The 14,428-nt window shown below is 63.9% G+C and carries 15 protein-coding genes; 6 read left to right on the top strand and 9 right to left on the bottom strand.

Annotation, left to right across the window (positions count from 1 at the left end; all coding sequences use genetic code 11):
- The first annotated feature begins 22 nt into the window (after window positions 1-22).
- Window positions 23-655, top strand: a complete 633-nt coding sequence (locus LB557_RS12150; protein ID WP_140712857.1) for a pyridoxamine 5'-phosphate oxidase family protein — start codon at window positions 23-25, stop codon at window positions 653-655.
- A 6-nt stretch (window positions 656-661) separates the two neighbouring features.
- Here LB557_RS12150 and LB557_RS12145 read toward each other — a convergent pair whose 3' ends face one another.
- The 3 genes from LB557_RS12145 to ftsE all read right to left on the bottom strand — a co-directional run bounded on the left by LB557_RS12145 (window position 662) and on the right by ftsE (window position 3,135).
- Window positions 662-1,387 carry a YdcF family protein gene (locus tag LB557_RS12145; RefSeq protein ID WP_224642109.1) on the bottom strand — a complete coding sequence of 242 codons (726 nt, stop codon included), beginning with the start codon at window positions 1,385-1,387 and terminating at the stop codon, window positions 662-664.
- Between the two features lie 109 nt (window positions 1,388-1,496).
- Window positions 1,497-2,483, bottom strand: coding sequence for a cell division protein FtsX (locus tag LB557_RS12140; RefSeq protein ID WP_140712859.1), 987 nt, complete (start codon window positions 2,481-2,483; stop codon window positions 1,497-1,499).
- Window positions 2,476-3,135 (bottom strand): cell division ATP-binding protein FtsE, encoded by a 660-nt coding sequence (gene ftsE / locus LB557_RS12135; protein ID WP_010911739.1) that lies wholly within the window; start codon window positions 3,133-3,135, stop codon window positions 2,476-2,478. The genes LB557_RS12140 and ftsE overlap by 8 nt, the downstream gene beginning before the upstream one ends.
- Before the next feature lie 189 nt (window positions 3,136-3,324).
- Here ftsE and LB557_RS12130 point away from each other — a divergent pair, with 189 nt between their 5' ends.
- From LB557_RS12130 to LB557_RS12120, 3 genes are all read left to right on the top strand, one after another.
- Window positions 3,325-3,969 (top strand): cadherin-like beta sandwich domain-containing protein, encoded by a 645-nt coding sequence (locus LB557_RS12130; RefSeq protein WP_140712861.1) that lies wholly within the window; start codon window positions 3,325-3,327, stop codon window positions 3,967-3,969.
- A 175-nt stretch (window positions 3,970-4,144) separates the two neighbouring features.
- Window positions 4,145-4,687, top strand: a complete 543-nt coding sequence (hpt, locus tag LB557_RS12125) for a hypoxanthine phosphoribosyltransferase (protein WP_015315535.1) — start codon at window positions 4,145-4,147, stop codon at window positions 4,685-4,687.
- Between the two features lie 119 nt (window positions 4,688-4,806).
- Window positions 4,807-5,178, top strand: coding sequence for a response regulator (locus tag LB557_RS12120; protein ID WP_015315536.1), 372 nt, complete (start codon window positions 4,807-4,809; stop codon window positions 5,176-5,178).
- Here the strand turns inward: LB557_RS12120 and LB557_RS12115 are convergent, their stop codons facing one another.
- Window positions 5,179-6,126 (bottom strand): DMT family transporter, encoded by a 948-nt coding sequence (locus LB557_RS12115; RefSeq protein ID WP_140712863.1) that lies wholly within the window; start codon window positions 6,124-6,126, stop codon window positions 5,179-5,181.
- Between the two features lie 219 nt (window positions 6,127-6,345).
- On the opposite strand from LB557_RS12115, the gene LB557_RS12110 reads away from it, so the two are divergent.
- Window positions 6,346-7,203: a LysR family transcriptional regulator gene (locus LB557_RS12110; protein ID WP_015315538.1), complete on the top strand. Its 858-nt coding sequence runs from the start codon at window positions 6,346-6,348 to the stop codon at window positions 7,201-7,203.
- Between the two features lie 40 nt (window positions 7,204-7,243).
- On the opposite strand, the gene LB557_RS12105 is transcribed toward LB557_RS12110, so the two are convergent.
- Together LB557_RS12105 and LB557_RS12100 are read right to left on the bottom strand one after the other, a co-directional pair.
- Entirely contained in the window at window positions 7,244-9,841 is a 2,598-nt protein-coding gene (locus tag LB557_RS12105) for a TIGR02302 family protein (protein ID WP_224642107.1), read from the bottom strand.
- A gap of 211 nt (window positions 9,842-10,052) precedes the next feature.
- Window positions 10,053-10,994, bottom strand: a complete 942-nt coding sequence (locus LB557_RS12100; RefSeq protein ID WP_140720234.1) for a threonine/serine dehydratase — start codon at window positions 10,992-10,994, stop codon at window positions 10,053-10,055.
- A gap of 50 nt (window positions 10,995-11,044) precedes the next feature.
- On the opposite strand from LB557_RS12100, the gene LB557_RS12095 reads away from it, so the two are divergent.
- Window positions 11,045-11,347: an ArsR/SmtB family transcription factor gene (locus LB557_RS12095; RefSeq protein ID WP_015315541.1), complete on the top strand. Its 303-nt coding sequence runs from the start codon at window positions 11,045-11,047 to the stop codon at window positions 11,345-11,347.
- 34 nt (window positions 11,348-11,381) lie between these two features.
- On the opposite strand, the gene lysA is transcribed toward LB557_RS12095, so the two are convergent.
- The 3 genes from lysA to argH form a co-directional block, all read right to left on the bottom strand.
- Entirely contained in the window at window positions 11,382-12,650 is a 1,269-nt protein-coding gene (gene lysA / locus LB557_RS12090; protein WP_224642106.1) for a diaminopimelate decarboxylase, read from the bottom strand.
- A gap of 69 nt (window positions 12,651-12,719) precedes the next feature.
- Window positions 12,720-12,926, bottom strand: a complete 207-nt coding sequence (locus LB557_RS12085) for a lipoprotein (RefSeq protein WP_140787705.1) — start codon at window positions 12,924-12,926, stop codon at window positions 12,720-12,722.
- A 94-nt stretch (window positions 12,927-13,020) separates the two neighbouring features.
- Window positions 13,021-14,421 carry an argininosuccinate lyase gene (argH, locus tag LB557_RS12080; RefSeq protein ID WP_224642104.1) on the bottom strand — a complete coding sequence of 467 codons (1,401 nt, stop codon included), beginning with the start codon at window positions 14,419-14,421 and terminating at the stop codon, window positions 13,021-13,023.
- Window positions 14,422-14,428: the final 7 nt, after the last annotated feature.

The raw sequence follows: 14,428 nt of genomic DNA, 5'->3' as shown, positions 1-14,428 counted from the left end.
GCATTCAGGCAAGGAGGTTTCGATGAACGCACACGCCTTTACCAGCGATGTCGCCTTCACGCCGACGGTCAAGGCGATCCAGGCGCGCAAGGGCTCGCGCCAGTCCTACGCCCGCGTCGAGGAGCGCGGCGGCTGGCAGTCGGCGATCACACCGGACCTCGCCGCATTCATCGAAATGCAGACCAGCATCTTCCTGTCGACGGCCAATGGCGATGGCCAGCCCTACATCCAGCACCGCGGCGGCCCTGCCGGCTTTCTCAAGGTGCTCGACGAGAAGACAATCGGCTTCGCGGATTTTTCCGGCAACAGACAATTCATCACGCAGGGCAATCTGGCCGACAATCCGAGGGCCTTCCTGTTCCTGATCGACTACATGATGCGCCAGCGCATCAAGATCTGGGGTACGGCGCGCGTTGTCGAGGACGATGCCGAGTTGACGGCGAGGCTGATGCCGCCGGACTACAAGGCGCGTCCCGAGCAGATCATCCTGTTCACCGTCTCGGCATGGGATGCCAATTGCCCGCAACATATACCGCAGCGCTTCGAGGCGGCTGATGTGGCAGCCGCGCTTGGCGAGCGCGACCGGCGCATCCAAGACCTTGAACAAGAGATCGCGCGCCTCAAGGGCGTTTCAGGGGCTGTCGCCAAGCAATGACGCGGCTCAGCCGCCGGCGGCGGTCTCGGCCAGGGCGATTCCCTCAGGCGTCGGCTTCACCGGGATAAACCCGCGAGCCAGCGCCAGCAGGTACTTGGTGTATTCGGTGAACAGCACGCGCACCGCGCGCGGCTTGGTCAGCCAACTGCCATTATCCAGGTTGGAATTGACCACCGGGTAGGGTTCGAGCTTGGCGCCATGCAGCAGCCGGCCCATCTCCAAAAGGCTGCGCGGCATGTGATAATTGTTGGTCACCAGGATCACCGTGCCATAGGCATGGTATTCCACCCATTTGGCGCTTTCCTCGGCATTGCCGATCGTGTCGAGCGCGGCGCGATCGATGTCGACGCAGCAGGAAAACAGTTTCTTGTCGCCGCCGGTCGCCGCCTGAAGCTGGCGCCGGCTGGCCGAGGGGTGCACGCCGCTGATCAAGAGCCGCTCGCCCTTGCCGGATGCGAGCAGCTCCATCGCGGCGTCGAGGCGCGACTGGCCGCCGGTCAGCACGATGATGGCGTCGGCCTTGGCCGGGTTGGCGGGCGTGGTCAGATGACTGACCTTGCTGGCGAACCAGCCAAAGCCGCCAGCGAACACTGTTGCAAGCACAAGCAGGGAGAGAGCGGAGAAGCGCAGGGCGGTCCTTAGATGGCTAACCCTGCCACGGCCGCGCCAACGGTCAACCACCACTGGCAACTGTCCAGCCGTCCCGGTCGAATCCCGCACGTCCATGGTCATATAGTTAATCCTCAAATGCGGCCTTTGATAGGTAAAAGACGCACTTTGCGTTACGCGAATTCTTTCTCCGTGATCGCCCTGTTTCCGTCCAAGCCAAGACGAGGTCCTTTCATGCATCGGGTTGGCGAACGTCGATGTCGCTGAGATAGGCAACGACGGTGACGTGCGAGGTTGCCGCCGTCAGCGCGCCAATCACCAGCACCATCAGGACGACACCTGCGTAACCCGCCGAGCCGATGGCGAAGTTACCGAACAAAGCAGTCGCCTGATCGGCCTGCGGCGTTGCTATGTTGCGTGACGACCACCAGGAAAACACGATGAAGACAAGCACCGCCGCCGCTCCGCCGGCGGCTGCGCCTTTCATGCCGGTGACCAAGAAATGCCGGCGAAATTCGCGTGCGATGAAGCGCGCCTCGGCGCCGACGAAATGCAGCACCTCGATGATGTGGCCGTTGCCGTCCATGGCGCCACGGGTCGCGAACACCACGGTCAGCACCGTCGCCGACAGCATCAAGGCCAGAACGGCAACGCCTATGGTCACCGTGGTACGGGCCATGGCCACCAGCCGGTCGACCCAGGTGCGGTGGTCGTCGAGCGATGCACTCGGCAGTTTCGGCGTGATCGCGGCGCGCATGGCGGCGAAGTCAGGCGGGCTGCTCTCGTCGATGGTGACGATGATCAGGCGCGGCACGGGCAGGTCGTCGATGTTGAGGCCCGAACCCAGCCAGGGCTCCAGCAGCCTTGCGGTCGCTTCGCGGTCGATGATCCGGGTCGACTTCACGCCAGGGAATTCACCGGCGATCCGTGACGCCTGGGTAAGCGCCGCCTCCATGTCGAGGCCGTCGGCCGGCTTGATCTGGATCGTCGCCTCGCGCGAGATCTGGTTTTCCCAAACCGAGGCTGTGTCGCGCACCAGGGTCACCGCGCCGAAGGTCAGGCAGGACAGGAAAGTCATGATGGCGATGACCAGCACCAGCGCGCGGCCGGCAATGTTTTGCGCCGGCACGATCGGCGCCATCTTGCGTTGCGCGCGCGGCCTCGCCTCCACCGCCTCGGCATCCTGCTCCTCGAAATGGTCGGCCGACAGCTCAGTCATAGATATCAAGCCTTCCGCCGGCCAGGATCATGCGGCGCGCGTCGACCTGCTCCATCAGGCCAAGGTCATGCGTGGCGATCACAACGGCGGTGCCAAGCCGGTTGAGCTCGATGAACAGCCGCAGCAGCCGCCGCGCCAGCGGCGGATCGACATTGCCGGTCGGCTCGTCGGCGAGCAGGATCTCCGGTTGCTCGATCAGGGCGCGCGCGATCGCGGCGCGCTGCTTCTCGCCTCCGGACAGGACCGGCGGCAGCACATGCATGCGCTCGCCCAGCCCCACCCATTTCAACAACTCGGTGACATCGGTGCGGTAGCTCGCTTCCTCGCGCCCGCGCACGCGCAGCGGCAGCGCGACATTCTCATAGGTGGTCATGTGGTCGAGCAGGCGAAAGTCCTGGAACACCACGCCGATGCGGCGGCGCAGATGCGGCAGTTCGGTGCGCGAGATGCGCGAGCGGTCCTTGCCGAAGATGGTGATCAGTCCACGCGTCGGTTTCAGCGACATGAACAAAAGGCGCAGCAATGTCGTCTTGCCGGCACCCGAAGGCCCGCTCAAGAACTGGAAGGAGCGCTCCGGTATGTGCAGGGAGATGTCGCGGAGGATTTCCGGACCCATGCCATAGCGGAGGCCGACATTTTCGAAGCGAATCAATTTCGACGACCTGAATTTCCTGGCCGCGGCGAACCGGCCTGTTTTGTGAAAAGACCATCGGCCGGCATGGTTAACCGGCGGTTAATTCCTGGCTCGTTTAGGCTCTTCAAGAGGGCTCCGGTGGGGAAGCGTTAACCATTTGTGTTTACGCAAAAGAAACGAAAAGCGAACACGCGCAATACTGGGGCCATGATGGCTGACGAACGAACCGCGCGCCCGGTTTCCGGCGAAATCATGACCGATCCCGCGGCAATTGCCGCGGCGGACCGGATCTTGCGCGCCCCGGCGGCTGATATCATCGATGCGGATTATATGGTGTTGCCGCGGCCGGCCCCACCAGTCGGAAATGTGACGCCGCTGCCGCGTGCGATTGTCCCCCCGGCCATCGAAGGCATGGACATGCTGCGCAAGCCGGAAATGCCAGCGGAACGGCCGCCGGCCTCGCGCGGCGGTCCGATCTTCTGGATCGCCGGCATCGGCGCCGCCCTTGCCGCCTTCTGGGTCTCGGGCGGCCATGCGCTGGTGCGCCAGGCACCGTTCCTGCCCGGCGCGCGAGCGTCGGCGCTGACCATTTCAGGCGTGACGTCACGCATCGATGCCTCCGGCGCCAATCCGGTGCTGTTCGTCGACGGCGAGGCCGCCAATGACGGGACGAGGCCCGCGACAATGCCGCCACTCGAAATCCGGGTGACGGGCAATGACGGCCGGACAACCCGCTATACGCTGGGGACATCTGGCCATTCGCTGGCATCGGGCGAAAGATTCGGCTTTGCCAGCCGGCTCGACGTGCCTAAGAACGGGGTAAGGACCGTTTTGGTCACCTTCGCCGAATAGCGTGTGTCGATATTCAGGTGAAGCCGGCCTGCAAACGGTGGTTCCCTGCGCTTCCGGTGCTCACGTACGCTCCGCTCCGGTTCTCGGAAACCACTGCTTTCGGCTCGGTCTGACCTGACTCTCAACACACGCTCGGTGTGAAGGCGTTTCGGAAAAAAACTGGAGGGGGCGAGAAATGCCAAACGTGCGCGGCAAGGACATCGAAGTCCTGTTTTCGGCATCGGCGATCGCGCGGCGCAATCTCGAACTTGCCAAGGAGATCGCCGGGCACGATTATCACGATCTCCTGGTGATTTCGGTGCTGAAAGGCTCGTTCATCTTCGCCGCCGACCTGATCCGCGCCATGCATGATGTCGGCCTGTCGCCGGAAGTCGAGTTCATCTTCATCTCCAGTTATGGCGCCGGCACAACCAGTGGCGAGGTGAGGGTGCTGCGCGACATCGACAACGAGGTTGCAGGCCGTGACGTGCTGTTGATCGACGACATTCTGGAATCGGGCAAGACGCTGAGCTTCACGCGCGACCTGATGCTGTCGCGTGGCGCGAAAAGCTGTTCCATCGCCGTGCTGCTCGACAAGCGCATGCGCCGCCAGACCGCGCTCAATGCCGATTATGTCGGCTTCGACTGCCCCGATTATTTCGTCGTCGGCTATGGCATGGATGTGGCGCATGCTTTCCGTGAATTGCCGTTCGTGGGTGTGGTGAAAGGCGATGTGTAAGGCGAGTGCCTCGCACCGGTGAATCCTGAAAAAGGCCTTAACGGTGTCAGGAAAATTAGTCTGGGCGAGCGCCTTGGTTTTCAGGAAAAGTCAACGTTTCGCCACCAAATATGCCGGCCATGGCAAAGCTTTTGATCGTCGAGGACGATGAGTCCGTCCGCACCCTCGCAGCCCGCGCGCTCGAACGCGCCGGCCACGCAATCGATATCGCCGCCGATGGCGCGCAGGGGCTTTCGCTGATCCGCGCCGCAAAAGGCGGGTACGATCTCGTCGTCTCCGACATACGCATGCCCGAGATGGACGGCATCGAGATGGCGGTTGCGGCAGCCGCGCTTTTTCCCGCGATGAAGATCATGCTGATGACCGGCTATGCCGACCAGCGCGAGCGCGCCGATGAATTGAACGGCATCATCCTCGATGTCGTGCAAAAGCCCTTCACGCTCGCCGAGATTCGCTCTCGCGTCGAACGGGCGCTGATCTGCTTCGCCTGATCAGGCTGGATCCCTGGCGACAAGCGCCGGTGCCGGGCTGGCGCGGCGCTCGGTGTTGAGTGCCAGCAGGCCGGCGCCGATGATGAGCGCCGCGCCGATCACCGTTGCTGACCTGGGCACCTCGGCGAAGAACAGGAAACCCCACAGCGGCGACCACAGGATACCGGTGTATTCGAAGGTGGCGACGCGGTTGGCCGGCGACAGCCGGTAGCCTTGCGAGAGCAGGATCATGCCGGCCGAGGCGACGAAACCGCAGGCGGCCATCTTGAGGAAATCCGGCAGCGTCGGCCAGATCCATGGTCGCACCAGGAATTCGAGGCTCGGGTGGACGGCGTGGGTTATGCCCGCAAGGTGAAACGTGCCGGCGACGACGGCCGCGCCGGTAAGATAGGCGCCGTTCTGGTAGAAGGCCATGACAGTGGACGATTCGGTATCGCCGATCTTGCGAGCCATCAGCTGCGAGAAGGCGTAGAGCACGGCCGAGCCCAGCGACAGCAAGGCCGCCCAGTCGAACAGTCCGGCGCCGGGGCGCAGCATCACCAGAACGCCAAGCATGCCGATCAGCACGGTCGACAGCGTCCGCCAGGAAACGCGCTCGCCGAGATAGGGGCCGGCCATCGCCATGATGCAGAGCGGCGCCATGAAATAAAGCGCCACGGCGTCGGCCAGCGGGAGGGCGGCGATGGCCAGGTAATAGACCGTGTAGGAGGTGAACTGGATGAAGGCGCGTATCGTCAGCAGGCCGAACCGTTTCGACAGGATTGCCCGCAGCCCGACATCGGCGTGAACCAGAACGATCAGGATCGGCAAGGCTACGATCGAGCGGATCGCCATCACCTCGGTCACCGGGTAGCCGCTCGACACGGCTTTGACGAGCGGATCCTGCAGCGAGAAGACCAGCACGCCCAGGCACAGGCTCAGGATGCCACGCACCATCCTATTCTGCATCCGTTCAGGCTCCCGCGCATCCGATCCGGCGACGCTCACCAGATCAAAAAGAACCCGCCACCGTTTTCGGGTAGCGGGCACGAGTGAGGACTCTTGATTGGTCCGCAGCCGATTTCGCGACTGCATATCCAATGGGTGAGGCGATTATCGTTCGGCGTTTGACATGTTGCAAACGAATTGGAATGATGCCAGCGATCAAATCTGCTTATGATGGATGCCATGCGGCCAACCCTCGACAGTGATCTCCTGCGTACCTTTGTCGCCATAGCCGAGGCCGGCAATTTCACGAGGGCCGCCGAGCAGGCCGGCCGCACGCAATCGGCCGTGTCGATGCAGATGAAGAAGCTCGAAGAGCTGGTCGGCGACAGCCTGTTCGAGCGAGGTTCACGCGGCGTCGCGCTGACGCGGCGTGGCGGCGAACTCATCGTCAATGCCCGCCGTATCGTTTCGCTGCTCGATGAAACGGCGGCGTCGATGGCGGCGGCGCCGCTCGGTGGGCCGGTGCGCATAGGCATTCCGGAGGAATATGGCCATGCCATCCTGTCGCGCGCGCTCGGCGCATTTTCGAAGCGCCACACCAAGGTCGAGGTCACCGTGCGCTACGCGCATTCGGAGGCGCAGATCGCGGCGCTCGCCGCCGGCGAGCTGGATTTATGCGTGGTGTTCGAATGGCAGGATCCTTCCGGCGGCGAAGTGCTGATGCATGATCCGACGGTCTGGGTGACGTCGAACCTGCATCACATGCATGAGGAGCGCCCGGTGCCGATCGCGCTCTACAACCGCGCCGGCTGGTGTAAGGACTTCGCCATCAAATCGCTGGAGCAGCGTGGCCTTGCCTATCGCGTCGCCTATACAAGCGATACCAATGGCGGCCTGAAGCTTGCCGTCACCTCGGGGTTGGCGATCGCGCCGATCTCACGCAGCAACATTCCGGCGGACTGCCGAGAGCTGACGTCCGCGGACGGGTTCGGCGACATCGATTCCTCCAATGTGGTGATGCATCGCAACCCGAATGCGTCAGGCGAAGCAATCGACGGCATGCAGGAGGCAATCCGCGAGGCGTTCGTCAACAGGTAGACGGCTCCATGGAAATGAAGCTGATCCCTCTCGCCGCTTCCTATTTCAGCTCCAGCAGCCGTTCCAGATAGCTGCGCTCGATGTCGGGGCTGAGCGCATTGCCGAGCCGCTTGCGGATCGCTTCCAGGATCTGGCGCGCGCGCTGAACGTCGATCTCGTCGGGCACTTTCACCGAATCCCCGAAATCGGGACCCTGGCTGGCGCGCGGCCGGCCGAGCGGGTCGCGGTCGGCATCCTGCTGGCGGCCGCCTTCCTGGCTGCCGCCCTGATCGCCCTGCATGGCCTGCATCTGTTTCATCATGTCCTTGGCGCCCTTGCGCAGCGCCTCGAGCGCCCGGCCCTGGTGGCCGACGGCCTCGTCGCCCTGGCCCTCGCCAAGCGCCTGCTCGGCGCTGCCCATGGACTTGCCGGCCTCGCCAAATCCTTCATTGGGCTCCATGCCCATGCCCTCGAGGCCTTTCTTCAGCTGCTCCAGATCGCTCTTCAGCTGGCCCTGGCCCTCCTGCAGCTGCTTCAGCGCATCGGCGAATTCCTGCGGCGTCATAGGCTTTGGCTCGCCATTCTCGCCGGGCTTGCCGTTTTCGCCAGATTGACCTTGCTCATCGTTCTGGCCAAGCTGCTCGTCGCGGTTGCGGCCGCGCTGGCGCTCGCCGCGCTGCATCTGATCCATGCGGAAGGTGTCGTTCATCATCTCCTGCTGCCGCCGCAGGATCTCGCCAAGCTTGTCCATCTGCTGACGCATCTGGCTGTCCTGCTCGCCCCCCTGCTGCTGGCGGCCGGCCTGGAGGTTGTTCATCATGTCCTGCAACTGAGACAGCAATTGCTGGGCCTTGTCGCGATCGCCGGACTTCGCCAGATTTTCGATCTGGTCCATCATGCGGTCGATGTCGCTCTGGCGCAGCTCCTGGCCGTTCTGCTGCATCTGCGGCGCGTTCGGGTTCTGCTTGGCGCGTTCGGCGAACTCCTGCAGGAACTGGTTCATCGCCTCGCGCAGTTCCTTCATCGCCTTCTCGATCTCGGCATCGCTGGCGCCATTCTTGATGGCGTCCTGCAGTGCCTGCTGGGCCTGGCGCAGCCGCTTTTCGGCCGCCGAGAGGTTGCCCTCCTCGATACCAAGCGCGATCTCCCAGAGGTAGGCAACCTCGCTGCGCAATTGATCGTCGTTCACCGCCAGCTTCAGCCGGCTCATTGCGCTCATGATGGCGAGGTAGTGGGACATGGTATCGAACGTGTCTTCAGGCCGCAGCGTGATGGCCTCCATCAGGTCGAGCACGCGCGGCTTGGCATTGGCGTCGAGCGCAAGCAGGCGGCGCTGTTCGATCACCGCGCGTGCCAGCGGGTTGGTGAACGGCCGCTCGGGCATCGCGAGCGTCTTGGTTTCGCTTGAGGCGGTGTGGCCGGCGTCGTCGGTGGCGACCAGCGTCAGCTTGATGCTGCTGCCGGCCCAGACATGCTCGGTCAGGTCTTTCGTGGTCTTGGCGGCATTCAACTTGCCGCCGCGGCGGGGCAGTGTCAGCGGCATTTCGGGCGGACCATAGAGCGGATGCGCACCCGGCGGCTGCGGGTCGGCCAGCGCGAAGACCGCCTTGGCGGTGGCGGCGCCGTAATCGTCATCGATCTGATAGTTGAGCTCGAAGGCGCCGTTGGCGGCGCGCTTGGGCTCGCCGACGAAGCGGATCTGCGGCGGCTTGTCCGGGATGACGGCGAAAGCCCAGCGGCCAAGCTGATCCTCCCCCGATTTCAGCGTCAGCGTCCCGTCGCCGGTCAGCTTGCTGGCGAACTGGCGCACCTTCGAAGGCGAGGCGGACGACACCGCCGGGCTTGCTGCCGGCTTGGCGGCGGCTTGCGGGCTTGCGGGGTCGATGGCGCGCGCATTGCCGTCCTTGTCGGCATAGGCAAGCGTTTCCTCGCCCGAGCCTCCGGTAACGCGCAGGGAGACGTCGCTTCCCTCGGGGACATGAAAAGTCGGCGTCGCCTGGTTGGCGTCGGCAGTCAGGAAGATCGGCGGCTTGCCGGTATAGGCCGGCGGCGTCACCCATGCGTCGATGCGCGGCGGTACGGCGTCGAGCGTGCCATGTGCGCTGAACCCATCTGTCAGCCGGCCGCCGGTCGGCCCGAAGGAGAAGGCAAAGGCAGTGACCAGCAGGAGCGCCGCCACGGCGCGCAATCCCCACGGGTCGCGCTCCGGCACGCGCGTGCGCGGCAGATCGGCGCCGAGATTGTCGAGCTTTCCAGCCATTCGCTTCTGGTGCTCGCGCCAGAGCGCCTGCGAGAAACTGCTTTCCTGGCCGCTGGGCCGGTCGCTCTGCACCTGCACCGGGCTGTGCAGCAGTCTGTTGGCGGCTTCGATGCGGCGATCGATCTCGGCCGCGCCAGGTATGCGGAAAAAGCGCAGCGGATAAAGCGCCGCCAGACCTGCCAGGCAAAACATGGCGATAAGGCCGATGCGCACCACGTCCGGCAGCCGGGGAAAAATACCGAACCAGGAGACGCTGAGAAACAGGCCGACGACGATAATGAGCGGAAGCAGCAGCGGCCAGCCACGCTCGATCGCCATCGAGACCCGCGTCGCCAGCCGGCTCAAGGCCAGGCGTCCGGCCAGGCCGCGATTGCTGCTGAAGGTGGGTCGTTCGGTCATCGGCCCTTCCTGGAGCCCTGTTCCGTCCTGAAGGACCGCAATGGGCTCTATCTCTTTGGGCATGATCTGTTCCGAAACTTGGATTCTATTTTTCGGGATCATGCGGCGAGGCGGACGGGATAGCCCAAGCCTCACGACTCGAAGAATACCAGTAAACACGGCAAAGGCGAGGCAGTTTGAGAAAACGTGAAGCCTGCCGAAATGGTTGCAATCAGAAATTGGCGGGGTTTGCGTTGGCCCCACAGACCAGCACGGCGACCCGTTCGCCCGGTGTCGGCGCGTAGCGGCCGGACAGGATCGCGGCAAAGGCGGCGGCACCACCCGGCTCCGAGATGATGCGCACGCGGTTCCAGAGCGCCTTCTGGGCGGCGATGATGTCGTCGTCGCTGACCAGGATGGAGCGTTCGACGAAGGCTTCGGCGATCGGGAACATCATCTCGCCGACCCGCTTAGGCGCCAGCGAATCGGCGGCGATGCCTTCCGCCGGCGCGTCCACCGGATGGCCGGCCTCGAAGGCGCGATGAAGCGTCGGCGCACCCTCTGGCTCTACGGCGACGATGCGGATGCGGCCGGCATACCAGGCGGCGATGCCGCCGATCAGGCCGCCACCACCGACGGCGACCAGCAGCGTGTCGATCTCAGGCAGATCGCGTTCGATTTCGAGCCCGAGAGTGCCTTGGCCGACCAGCGTCTCCTCCTGGTTGAAGGCGTGGATCTGCAAGGCGCCGGTTTCCTCGGCGAACCGTTCGCTGGCGGCCAGCGCTTCGGCATAGCGGGCGCCGCCGACAACGAGGTCGGCGCCATAGGCCCGGATGCGGTCCAGCTTGGCCTGCGGGCTCACTTCGGGAACGAAGATGGTTGCTCTGTGGCCAAGCCGCATGGCGGCGTAGGCGACGGCAGCGCCATGATTGCCGCCCGATGCGGCGACGACGCCGGCCTCGGGAACCGGCCGCTCCAGGAGGTTGGTGAAGGCGCCGCGGGCTTTGAACGAGCCGGAATGCTGCAGGCATTCGAGCTTGAGGTCGATCGCCAATGGCCCCCGATCGAAGTCGGCCATGTCGACGCGCAGAACCGGTGTGTGCCTGATATAGGAGCGGATGCGCGGTTCCATCGCGGCGATGCGTTCGCGTGTGACGACGTTGCCCTGCGACATCAAAATCTCCTTGGGATTGACAGCAATTAGTAACTTGGCAAAATGGCTAAATGCAAGAGGTTGATGTCTTCAAGGCGATCGCCAACGAGCGCAGACTGCAGATTCTCGACTGGCTCAAGAATCCACGTGCGCATTTCCGGGCACAGGCGGATGGCGATCTGGTCGAGGACGGCGTCTGCGCGCTGCTGATCGCCGAGAAGCTCGGCATCACTCAGGCGACGCTTTCCGAGCATATGCGCGTGCTCGTCCAGGCCGGCCTGCTCAGAACCAAGCGCATCAGGCAATGGACCTTCTACCGCCGCGACGAGGACAGGATCGCCGACGCAAGGGCACTCATCCAGAACCGGTTATAGCGCAGAACCGGTTATAGCGTCGCGGCAGGGCGGCTTACGCAAGCCAGTCCGGCACCGAATCCAGCCCGATCAGCTCGTCATAGGTCGGGCGCGGACGCACGACATGGAAACGGTCGCCGTCGACCAGCACCTCCGGCACCAGCAGGCGAGTGTTGTAGGTGCCGGCCTGGACCGCGCCATAGGCGCCGGCGGTGGAAACGGCGACGAGATCGCCCGCCATCAGCCGGGGCAGGTCGCGGTCGAGGCCGAGATAATCGCCGGTCTCGCAGACCTGGCCGACCACGTCGACCATCATGCGCGGCGCGTCGGCCGGCGGCTGCACGACCGGCCTGATCTCGTGGAAGGCATCGTAGAGCGTCGGCCGGATCAGGTCATTCATGGCAGCGTCGACAACGAGGAAATTCTTGGCGTCGCCTTCCTTCACGAAAATCACTTCCGAGACCAGGATGCCGGCATTGCCAACGATCAGCCGGCCCGGCTCGAACATCACCTTGAGACCCAATTTGGTGACATGCTTGCGGACGATCTGGGCGTAGGCGTCGGGCAAGGGGGGCGGGTTGTTGTCGACGCGGTAGGGGATGCCGAGACCGCCGCCGAGATCGACATGCTCGATGGCGTGGCCGTCGCCGCGCAGCGCTCCGACCAGGTCGACCAGCAGGGCGAAGGCGTCGTCGAAGGGCTGCAACTCGGTGATCTGGCTGCCGATATGGGTATCGATGCCGGTGACCTTAATGCCCGGAAGCGTTGCCGCGCGGGCATAGACCTGGCGCGCCCGCTGCCAGGGAATGCCGAACTTGTTTTCAGCCTTGCCGGTTGAGATTTTCTTGTGGGTCTTGGCGTCGACATCGGGATTGATGCGCAGCGAGATCGGCGCCACCTTGCCGAGCGCCACGGCACGTGCCGACAACAGCTCGAGTTCCGGCTCGGATTCGACGTTGAAGCAGAGAATGCCGGCTTGGAGCGCAAAGTCCATTTCGCGGGCGGTCTTGCCGACGCCCGAGAACAGGATCCTGCCGGCCGGAACGCCGGCGGCCAGCGCCCGGCGCAATTCGCCTTCCGAGACCACGTCGGCACCGGCGCCGAGCTTGGCCAAGGTCCTCAGCACCGCCTGGTTGGAATTGGCCTTCATCGCGTAGCAGACCAGTGTGTCGAGCCCGGCAAAGGCCTGGACGAAGACGCGGTAGTGCCTGGTCAGGGTCGCCGTCGAATAGCAGTAGAACGGCGTGCCGACCTGTGCGGCGATGTCAGGGATCGCCACGTCCTCGGCATGCAGCACGCCGTCGCGGTAGTCGAAATGGTTCACGAGAGTGGTTCCGGAAGTTGAGGCACGATGCGATCGGGTTTGGAAAGACCAATCCCGCCTTCATCGGAGCTAGATCAGCGGGTCGAGAATGAACTTCTTGTCCACGACCGGTTTTTCCGGTTCCGGCGGCACGGACTGGTGGGCCTTCTCGGCATCCTTGCGTGCCTGGACAGCCGCCTCATAGGGCGTGTCCAGGCCCGCCTTGCGGCCGCAGGCGGTCACGAAGGCAAGCGCCGCAAGCAGCGTCAGCGTCACCAAAATCCTGCTTCCGGTCATCGATCCATCCGTCCGAAACTCTCTGTCCGCCGCTGCTTTTAGCCGAGTTCTCGGTGCATTGCACCCCGGATATTGCTGATCGCGATATCCGGCATTACGCCTTGGCGAGACGCTTTTTCCAATAGCGGATCTGCTTTCTCACTTCCGACGGTGCGGTGCCGCCGAAGCTGGTGCGGCTCTTGACCGAGTTCTGCACCGCCAGCACCGAGAATATGTCGGACGTGATGCCTGGGTTGATCGATTGCAGATCCTCCAGCGAAAGCTTTTCCAGGCTGACCTTCTTGTCTTCGGCCAGCGCCACCGCGCGGCCGGTGACATGATGGGCCTCGCGGAACGGCAGGCCCAAGGTACGCACCAGCCAGTCGGCGAGGTCGGTGGCGGTGGCGTGGCCGGAGCCGGCGGCCTTCTTCATCGCGGCGGCATTGACCGTCATGTCCGCAACCATGCCGGTCATCGCGGCCAGCATCAGGTCGAGCGTCTCGGCCGCGTCGAACACCGATTCCTTGTCTTCCTGCATGTCCTTGCCGTAGGTCAAAGGCATGCCCTTCATCACCGTCAGCAGGCCGACCAGATGGCCGTTGACGCGGCCTGTCTTGCCGCGAACCAGTTCGGCCGCGTCGGGGTTCTTCTTCTGCGGCATGATCGAGGAGCCGGTGGAAAAACTATCCGACAGCCTGATGAAGCCGAATTGTGGCGTCGACCAGATGATGATCTCCTCGGCCAGCCGCGACAGGTGGGTGGCGCAGATCGCCGCCATGGCAAGGAATTCCAGCGCGAAATCGCGGTCGGAGACGCTGTCCAGCGAATTGCGCATCGGCTCGCGAAAGCCGAGCGCGCTCGCGGTCTGGTGACGGTCGATCGGGAAGCTGGTGCCGGCAAGGGCGGCGGCACCGAGCGGGCTCTCGTCCATCCGTTCGATGGCGTCGCGCACGCGCGACAGGTCGCGCGAAAACATCTCGACATAGGCCATGCAATGATGGCCGAAAGTGACCGGCTGCGCCGCCTGCATGTGGGTGAAACCCGGCATGACGGTCGCCGCATGTTCCTCGGCTCGCGCCAGGAGGGCCATGATCAAGCCTTTCAACGCCTCGGCGACACGAAAGCATTCGTCCTTGACCCAGAGCCTCAGATCGACGGCCACCTGGTCGTTGCGCGAACGGGCGGTGTGCAGCCGGCCGGCCGCCGGACCGATGAGATCGGCAAGGCGGGCCTCTATGTTCATGTGGATGTCTTCCAGCCGCGTCGAAAACTCGAAGCCGCCGCCCTCGATCTCTTTCAGGATCGTGTTCAGACCGTGAGCGATTTTTTCTTGATCGGCCGCCGAAATAATGCCCGTTTGCGCCAGCATCTCGCTATGAGCGATCGAGCCTCTTATGTCCTGCCCGTAGAGTTTGCGGTCGAACGAGATCGACGCGTTGATCGCTTCCATGATCGCGGCCGGACCCGAGGCAAATCGTCCGCCCCACATCTGGTTGCTGGTCTTCTTGTCGCTCATGGCTATA

Origin of the sequence: Mesorhizobium sp. BR115XR7A (assembly GCF_020165315.1) — a bacterium.
GTDB classification, from domain to species: Bacteria; Pseudomonadota; Alphaproteobacteria; order Rhizobiales; family Rhizobiaceae; genus Mesorhizobium; species Mesorhizobium australicum.
Note: the sequence above shows the minus strand (reverse complement) of the source record. Positions and strands in the feature narration are given on the sequence as shown.